The following is an 8,558-nucleotide window of genomic DNA, read 5'->3' on the forward strand; positions in this document are numbered from 1 at the left end:
CGAAGCTGCGTCAGAGTCTGTACATGGCGGCCGTAGTAGGACTGAATCGAAACCCGGATATTTCTGCGCTCTACCAGCGGCTGACAGGAAACGGCAAGAGCAAGATGGCGGCCTTGGGGGCGGCGATGCGAAAGCTGATCCACATCGCCTACGGAGTCCTCAAGACGCAAACCGCATATCGGCCACAAACCACCTAATGGGCAGTTTGTAGCCGGTTAGGAGAGATGGTATCTAAGCAACCCCCTCACAACAATGATAGGAGCCAGCCATGAGCCAAGCCAACCGCGGAGTCGTCTACAAGGGCCCGGGTAAGGTCGATGTCGAGTCCATTCCCTATCCGGAACTCGCCCTGGGCAATCGCAAATGCGACCACGGCGTGATCCTGAAGGTCGTCACCACCAACATCTGTGGCAGCGATCAGCACATGGTGCGCGGACGCACCACTGCGCCCTCCGGCCTGGTGCTGGGCCACGAGATCACCGGCCTGGTGGTCGAGTGTGGCCGCGACGTCGAATTCATCCAGCCGGGCGATCTGGTCTCGGTGCCGTTCAATATTGCCTGCGGCCGCTGCCGCAACTGCAAGGAGGGCCGCACGGGCATCTGCTTGAACGTCAATCCGGCCCGTCCCGGTGCCGCCTACGGCTATGTGGACATGGGCGGCTGGGTTGGCGGTCAGACTGAATACGTCATGGTGCCCTACGCGGACTTCAACCTGCTGAAGTTCCCTGACACCGACCAGGCCATGGAGAAGATCCGCGACCTGACCCTGCTGTCTGACATCTTTCCCACCGGCTTTCATGGCTGCGTCACCGCTGGCGTCGGGCCGGGCAGCACCGTCTATATCGCCGGCGCCGGTCCGGTCGGTCTGGCGGCAGCGGTCTCCGCCCAACTGCTGGGGGCGGCCTGCGTGATCGTGGGTGACATGATCGAAGAGCGTCTGGCCCAGGCCCGCAGTTTCGGTTGCGAGACCATCGACCTGACCCAGGACGGTGACATGGCCGACAAGATCGAGGTGATCCTCGGCGAGCGCGAGGTCGATGCCTTTGTCGACTGCGTCGGCTTCGAGGCCCATGCCTGCGGCTGCAATCACGGCAAGGAGGCGCCTGCCACTGTGCTCAACTCGGCGATGTCGCTGACCCGTGCCGGCGGCCAGATTGGTATCCCGGGCCTCTACGTGACCGAGGATCCGGGTGCTGCCGACGAGGCCGCCAAGCAGGGAGCCTGAGCATGCGCTTCGGCCTGGGCTGGGCCAAGTCCCACTCCTTCCATACCGGCCAGTGCCCGGTGATGAAGTACCACCGTCCGCTGATGCAGGCCATCCTCTTCGGCAAGGTCAAGATCGCCGATGCGGTGAATGTCCAGGTGATCAGCCTGGACGAAGCCCCCCAGGGCTACGCCGACTTCGACGGGGGCGCGGCCAAGAAATTCGTCATCGACCCCCATGGCAGCGTGGCCGCCTGAGGAGTGCCTGAACTGGCCGATGTCTAGCGCCAAAAGGTGGCGCCGCCAGCCATTTCGGGGTATCGACCCCCACGGCAGCGTGGCGCCCTATACAGCAAGTAACGACAGGTGCTCGCAGTGAGCCAGGATGAGCCTCGGCCCAGATCGAGGCGCATCCGATCATGCCCCAGCAGGGACAGTGTATTGTCTGGCACGCCGGCCATTGTCCTAGTATAGGGGGGAGTGACACCATGAATCAGACAACACCAACAAGACCGAATAACGAGCCCCCATGACCGTCCAGACCGTGACCCCCAAGCGCCGTTTTCGTGGCAAGCCACGCGGCCGTTCACTCGACACCGCTGAGCTTGCGGCCCTGCGCCAGCTCATCGGCGATGAGCGAGACCGCCCCGAGCTGCGCCGGCGCGACCTGTTGATCGAGCATTGTCATGCGATTCAGGATAGCCGCGGGCATCTACCCCTGGCGACGCTTCGCGCCCTGGCCACCTACATGAACCTGCCCATGGCCGCGGTCTACGAGACAGCGACCTTCTATGCCCACTTCGATGTGATCCACGACGACCAGGCGCCGCCGCCGGCGGTGACCGTGCGCGTCTGCGATTCCCTCTCCTGCCAGCTGGCCGGCGCCTCGAGCCTCAAGGCGTCGCTGGAGGCGGGACTCGATCCGGCCCAGGTGCGGGTGCTGCGGGCACCCTGCATGGGACGTTGCGAAACCGCACCGGTGGTGGAGGTGGGCCATCGCCATCTGGGGCATGCTACTGCCGAAAGCGTGACGGCGGCCCTGGAGGCGGGCGAGCTGCATCCCGACCCCATCGACTGGCCCGGCCTGGCCGACTACCGGGCCGTTGGTGGCTATACGCTACTGGCAGACTGTCGTGAAGGACGCGTCACGGTGGAAACCCTGATGCAGGAGATGGAGGCGGCGGGGCTGCGCGGCCTAGGCGGCGCCGGCTTCCCCACCTTCAAGAAGTGGCACTTCGTGCGTCAGGAGCCGGGGCCTCGCTACTGCGCCATCAATGCCGACGAGGGCGAGCCGGGCACCTTCAAGGATCGCTACTATCTGGAGCGCTCGCCGCACGGCTTCCTCGAGGGGGCGCTGGTCAGCGCCTGGGCGGTGGAGGCCTGCGCACTCTATATCTACCTGCGCGATGAGTACCCCGGCCTGCACCGGGTGCTGCGCGAGGCGATCGCCGAGCTGGAGGCGGCCGGCCTGGTACCGCCGGGCTATATCGTGTTGCGTCGTGGCGCCGGGGCCTATATCTGCGGCGAGGAGTCGGCGATGATCGAGTCGCTGGAGGGCAAGCCCGGCAAGCCGCGCCATCGCCCGCCCTTCGTCGCCCAGAAGGGGCTCTTCGATCGGCCGACCCTGGTCAACAACGTGGAAACGGTCTACTGGATCCCGCTGATTCACAAGCGTGGCGCCGAGTGGTTCGCCAACCAGGGGCGGCACGGGCGCAAGGGACTGCGTAGCTTCTCGCTCTCCGGTCGGGTCCGCTATCCCGGCGTGCACCTGGCGCCGGCGGGCATCACCCTGCGCGAGCTGGTCGATGAGTACGGTGGCGGCATGGCCGAAGGGCACCGGCTGGCGGGTTACCTGCCCGGTGGCGCCTCCGGCGGCATACTCCCGGCCAGCAAGGCGAACATTCCGCTGGACTTCGACACCCTGCAGGAGCACGACTGCTTCATCGGCTCCGCCGCCGTCATCGTGCTCTCCGACCGGGACGACCTGCGCGGGGTGGCCACCAACCTGCTGGCCTTCTTCGCCGACGAATCCTGCGGCCAGTGCACGCCGTGCCGGGTCGGCAGCGAGAAGATGCTGGCCCTGCTGGAGCGGGAAGCGTGGGATGCCGCGGCGCTCACGCGCCTGTCGCAGGTGATGATGGACGCCTCGATCTGCGGCCTGGGACAGGCGGCACCCAACCCGGTACTCGGGCTGCTCAAGGATTTCCGCGGCGAACTCGCCGCCCAGAACGTGATCGTCAAGGGGTAAGGGAGATGAGCATGACTGTGAGCAAGGCTGAACAGCGCTCGAACAACAGCTTTACCCTGACCCTGGATGGGCTTGAAGTCAGCGCCACGCCGGGGGAAACCCTGTGGCAGGTCGCCAAGCGCGCCGGCGAGACCATTCCCCATCTCTGCTTCAAGGACGCCCCTGGCTATCGCAGCGACGGCAACTGCCGTGCCTGCATGGTCGAGATCGAGGGCGAGCGCGTGCTGGCGGCAAGCTGCCTGCGCCAGGCGACCCCGGCCTGGTGGTCAAGAGCGCCACGTCCGGCCGTGCCCGGGTCTCCCGCGAGGGCGTCATGGAGATGCTCGCCGTCGACCAGCCCGCGCGCGACGTCAGCCCCGACCGCTCCAGCCACTTCTGGGCCATGGCCGATCAACTGGCCGTGGATGCCGACGCGGTGCGCCAGTGGCTGCCGGGGCAGGGCGAGCGCGGCCAGCCCACGGTGCATCATGTCGCCGACCGTGAAGCGTCGCTGGTACAGGATCGCTCCCACTCGGCCATGGCCGTCGACCTCGACGCCTGCATCGAGTGCAACCTTTGCGTACGCGCCTGCCGCGAGGTGCAGGGCAACGATGTCATCGGCCTGGCCCATCGCGGGGCGGCCTCGAAGATCGTCTTCGACTTCGACGACCCCATGGGCGAGAGCACCTGCGTGGCCTGCGGCGAGTGCGTCCAGGCCTGTCCCACCGGGGCGCTGATGCCGTCCACCCTGGTCGACGCCGCCGGGCGCGGCGACTCGAAGGTGGCCGATCGCACCGTCGACTCGGTCTGTCCCTACTGCGGGGTGGGTTGCCAGCTCACCTACCACATCAAGGACGAGAAGATCCTCTACGTCGAAGGGCGCGACGGGCCGTCGAACCAGAACCGCCTCTGTGTGAAGGGGCGTTTCGGCTTCGACTACCCCTACCACCCGTCGCGGCTGACCCGGCCGCTGATCCGCCGATCCGGCGTGCCCAAGGGGCTCGACCCGGACTTCGATCCGGCCACCCCCCTGACCCACTTCCGGGAAGCCGACTGGGAGGAGGCGCTGGACTTGGCTGCCAAGGGCCTCGTCGGTCTCAAGGCGGCCCATGGCCCCGACGCCCTGGCCGGCTTCGGCAGCGCCAAGTGCTCCAACGAGGAGGCCTGGCTGTTCCAGAAACTGGTGCGCACCGGCTTCGGCTCCAACCACGTCGACCACTGCACCCGGCTGTGTCACGCCAGCTCGGTGGCAGCACTGATGGAGTGCATCGGCTCCGGGGCGGTGACGGCTTCCTTCATGCAGGCCCTGGACGCCGACGTGGTGATCCTCACCGGCTGCAACCCGGCGATCAACCACCCGGTGGCGGCCACCTACTTCAAGCAGGCGGCACGCAACGGCACCAAGCTGATCATCCTCGACCCCCGTGGTCAGGCGCTGGACGCCTACGCCCACCGCAGCGTGCGCTTCACCCCCGGCGGCGACGTCTCCCTCTACAACGCCATGCTCAACGTCATCGTCGAGGAGGCCCTGTACGATCAGGCCTATATCGACGCCCACACCGAGGGCTTCGAGGCGCTCAAGGCCCATGTGCGCGACCTCACCCCCGAGGCCATGTCGCCCGCCTGCGGCATCGCCCCCGACCAGATTCGCGAGCTCGCCCGCCTCTACGCGAGGGCCGACAAGGCGATGATCTTCTGGGGCATGGGCATCTCCCAGCACGTCCACGGCACCGACAACGCCCGCTGCCTGATCTCGCTGGCCCTGGCCTGCGGCCAGACCGGTCGTCCCGGCACCGGCCTGCACCCGCTGCGCGGCCAGAACAACGTCCAGGGGGCTTCGGACGCCGGCATGATTCCCATGGTGCTGCCCGACTACCAGCCGGTCACCGACGCCAGGTGCGCAGCGCCTTCGAGGAGCTGTGGAACACCCCGCTCGACGCGACGCCGGGGCTCACCGTGGTGGAAATCATGGATGCCATCGCCGCCGGCACCATCAAGGGGATGTACATCCTCGGCGAGAACCCGGCCATGTCCGACCCGGACCTGGACCATGCCCGGGCGGCCCTGGCCAAGCTCGAGCACCTGGTGGTGCAGGACCTGTTCGTCACCGAGACCGCCCAGTTCGCCGATGTCATCCTGCCGGCCTCGGCCTGGCCGGAGAAGGACGGCAGCGTCACCAACACCAACCGCCAGGTGCAGCTGGGCCGCGCCGCCGTACCGCTGCCCTTTGATGCCAAGCCCGACTGGCGGATCATCCAGCAGCTCGCCAATCGCTTCGGCCTGGGCTGGGACTACACCCACCCGCGCGAGGTATTCGCCGAGATGAAGCAGGGCATGGCCTCGCTGGACCATATCAGCTGGGCGCGTCTGGAGCGGGAGAGTTCGGTGACCTATCCGTGCGCCGCCGACGACAGCCCCGGGGCCGACGTGGTGTTCTCGGACGCCTTCCCCACTGCGAGCGGGCGGGCGACGTTCACCCCCACCCGGCCGCTGCCGCCTGACGAACCCATCGACCGCGACTACCCCACGGTGCTGATCACCGGGCGCCAGCTGGAACACTGGCATACCGGCTCCATGACCCGCCGTTCCCGGGTGCTCGACGACCTCGAGCCCGAAGCGGTGGCGAGCCTCGCCCCGGCCGAGATGGCGCGCCTGCGGTTGTCACCGGGGGAGCCGATCGCCATCGCCACCCGGCGCGGCACCATCACCCTGAAGACGCGGGTCGACCCGCTGATGCAGGAGGGGATGGTATTCGTGCCCTTCTGCTACGTGGAGGCGGCGGCCAATATCCTGACCAACCCGGCGCTGGATCCCTTCGGCAAGATCCCCGAGTTCAAGTATGCCGCTTGTTGCTTGAGCGCCGCAAAAGCGTCGGCGCCGGTGGAGAGCGTATGAGGAGAGCAGAGCGATGATGATCGTCGAGCTGATCGATGACAGTGATTTCCGGGAGCGTTTGGTGGCGCTCGGCATTCCTATCCCCGAGGAGGCCAGTCCGGAGACGTGTGCCCGCCTGGCACTGCACAAGCATGAAGAGGAGGGCGTGCCCGGGTTGCCGGATCTGGTGCAGGTACTCGGCGAGCGGACCGACATCATGCTGCCCTCGGTGAGGGCGGCACTGGATCAGGTCCTATTGCCTGCCCTCCAATAACAGAAAGGTCGAATCAGCGAACTGAGGCGTCCCGACTCGAGAGAGTCGGGGCGTTTTTCGGCCTGGCCGCTACGGCTTTGGCATGTCGGGTGCCAAAACAATGGGCATCAAAACGACGAGACCCGCCAGAGGCAGGTCTCGTCAGGTAGGGCGGGGAGCAGTCACCCGCGTACGACTTGAAGACTGGGTGTGTCCTGCCCGATATGGTCCTGCAGTCGCTCGCAGTACCAGTCGATGAAGTCGATGACGCCGAACTCATAGGTGGGGGAGTAGGGACCAGGCGAGTAGGCCTTCGAGTTGATGCCGCGCTGGTTCTCTTCGGCCAGACGACGGTCCTGGTCGTTGGTGGCATCCCACACGCGTCGCAGTGCCGTAGGATCGTAGTCGACGCCCTCCACTGCATCCTTGTGCACCAGCCACTTGGTCGTCACCACGGTCTGCTGCGGCCCCAGCGGAAGGACGCGGAAGACCACCGCGTGATCGCCCATGACGTGGTTCCAGGAGTTGGGCAGGTGCAGGACGCGCAGCGAGCCCATGTCGGGATCGCTCAGCTCGCCCAGCAGTCGCTTGCAGCCCTGTGTGCCATCCATGGTCATGGAGACGCGCCCTTCGAGCAAGGGGGTGCGTGTCAGGCGATTCTGGCGGCCATGACGCTGCAGCGCCCAGGGGATATCAAGCGCATCCCAGTCGCTCTGCTTTCTTGCGACCAGGGCCTTGTAGGCGTCGGTGGCGCGGGGGTCGTCGGTATCGTCGAACTCCTGTAGGGAGTTGAGCAGCTCCGGATGGGCGCCGTTACAGTGATAGCACTCTCGATTGTTCTCGATGACGAGCTTCCAGTTGGCCTGCTCGACGATGGTGGACTCCACTGCGACCTTGGCATTCTCCAGGTCATGGGGTGCCACATAGCGCGAGACGTTCGCCAGGAACTCGTCGATGGAGGGAGGCGTGTCGGACAGGCAAATGAAGATGAAGCCGCCGGCGCTCTCTACGGCAATGGGACGCAATCCATAGTCGGCGAGATCGAAGCAGTTGCCCATATCGCTGCCAGCGAACAGTAACCGACCGTCGAGCTCATAGGTCCACTGATGATAGGGGCAGACCAGTTTGGCCACCTTGCCCCGTGGCTGGGTGCAGAGCCGCGAGCCGCGATGACGGCAGACATTGTGAAACGCGTGAATGGCGCCCTCGGCGCCGCGCACGATGATGATGGGGTTGTCTCCCACGTCGAGGGTAAGGTAGTTCCCCTTGGCCGGTATCTCGCAGCTCATGCCGGCGAACAGCCACTCCTTCTCGAAGATCGCCTCCATATCGAGGGCAAACAGCCGACCATCGTTATAGAACGGCTGCTCAAGCGAGAAGCCGGGTCTTCGATTGCCGAGACGGTAGGCGGCATCGTGTCGAATCTCGGAGAGTGGGTCGTCGAGCGGAGAAGGGCTGGCAGTGGACATTGAAGAGACATCCTTTGGTCATGCTGTGACGAGGTTTCGCGTCATCCGGGTTTTTGTGGAACCAACGGTGGCAGGCGAAGTGTGATCCAGGGCCGAGACGGGGCCATGCCTCGCAGCGACGCAGACAGGTGTGGTTACGACCTGGGCCTGCTCATTGAGTTACCCGGCTGACCCCTTCAGGCAAGTCGATGTCGCTGGCAGAACAATGGGGGGAGTCACCCACCCGTCAAAATGCTCCCAAACAACGCTCTAGCCTTTTACCGGCTAGTTCCAACCTCGTTGCTTACCCTTGGCGAGATGAGATATGACAATGAACTTCCTCAATCCTGTCACTACCCAGACATGGACCAACGGCCGCCACATGGTGCGCTGCGTCAAGGTGATTCAGGAGACCTGGGATGTGCGCACCTTCTGCTTCATGGCAGAGCAGCCGGTGCTGTTCTTCTTCAAGCCTGGGCAGTTCGTGACTCTGGAGCTGGAGATCGATGGAGAGCCGATCATGCGCTCCTACACCATCTCCAGTTCGCCATCG

General features: G+C 65.5%; 5 protein-coding genes and 4 pseudogenes. 8 read left to right on the plus strand and 1 reads right to left on the minus strand.

Translation table 11 applies throughout. The features are described from left to right. The 7 genes and pseudogenes from Q427_RS33680 to Q427_RS09195 form a co-directional block, all read left to right on the plus strand. Positions 1–197, plus strand: a pseudogene (locus tag Q427_RS33680) (IS110 family transposase); the annotation flags it as partial. A gap of 71 nt (positions 198–268) precedes the next feature. After that, positions 269–1,461: pseudogene (gene fdhA, locus Q427_RS09180) on the plus strand (formaldehyde dehydrogenase, glutathione-independent). A gap of 271 nt (positions 1,462–1,732) precedes the next feature. Beyond that, the gene (locus Q427_RS09185; RefSeq protein WP_043513195.1) at positions 1,733–3,451 is read left to right on the plus strand and encodes an NAD(P)H-dependent oxidoreductase subunit E; all 1,719 of its coding nucleotides are present in this window, start codon (positions 1,733–1,735) and stop codon (positions 3,449–3,451) included. 11 nt (positions 3,452–3,462) lie between these two features. Then, positions 3,463–3,642: pseudogene (locus Q427_RS33685) on the plus strand (2Fe-2S iron-sulfur cluster-binding protein); the annotation flags it as partial. Positions 3,643–3,968: 326 nt separating this feature from the next. Beyond that, a pseudogene (locus tag Q427_RS35215) lies at positions 3,969–5,225 on the plus strand (molybdopterin-dependent oxidoreductase); the annotation flags it as partial. Positions 5,226–5,398: 173 nt separating this feature from the next. Continuing rightward, entirely contained in the window at positions 5,399–6,325 is a 927-nt protein-coding gene (locus Q427_RS35220; RefSeq protein WP_269321214.1) for a molybdopterin oxidoreductase family protein, read from the plus strand. A gap of 13 nt (positions 6,326–6,338) precedes the next feature. Continuing rightward, complete coding sequence (locus tag Q427_RS09195; RefSeq protein WP_043513197.1) at positions 6,339–6,578, plus strand: hypothetical protein; 240 nt, start codon at positions 6,339–6,341, stop codon at positions 6,576–6,578. Positions 6,579–6,739: 161 nt separating this feature from the next. Here the strand turns inward: Q427_RS09195 and Q427_RS09200 are convergent, their stop codons facing one another. Further along, the gene (locus Q427_RS09200; RefSeq protein WP_043513199.1) at positions 6,740–8,026 is read right to left on the minus strand and encodes an aromatic ring-hydroxylating oxygenase subunit alpha; all 1,287 of its coding nucleotides are present in this window, start codon (positions 8,024–8,026) and stop codon (positions 6,740–6,742) included. A 304-nt stretch (positions 8,027–8,330) separates the two neighbouring features. Between Q427_RS09200 and Q427_RS09205 the strand changes: the two genes are divergently transcribed. Then, the coding region (locus tag Q427_RS09205; RefSeq protein ID WP_231613577.1) for an FAD-binding oxidoreductase at positions 8,331–8,558 on the plus strand (228 nt) is incomplete at its 3' end.

The organism is Halomonas sp. BC04, assembly GCF_000568385.1.

Excerpts from the sequence above, each read along its gene's own strand:
- Q427_RS35220 (WP_269321214.1), top strand. The coding sequence starts at position 5,399 with ATGGATGCCATCGCCGCCGGCACCATCAAGGGGATGTACATCCTCGGC.
- Q427_RS09195 (WP_043513197.1), top strand. The coding sequence starts at position 6,339 with ATGATGATCGTCGAGCTGATCGATGACAGTGATTTCCGGGAGCGTTTG.
- Q427_RS09185 (WP_043513195.1), top strand. The coding sequence starts at position 1,733 with ATGACCGTCCAGACCGTGACCCCCAAGCGCCGTTTTCGTGGCAAGCCA.
- Q427_RS09200 (WP_043513199.1), bottom strand. The coding sequence starts at position 8,026 with ATGTCCACTGCCAGCCCTTCTCCGCTCGACGACCCACTCTCCGAGATT.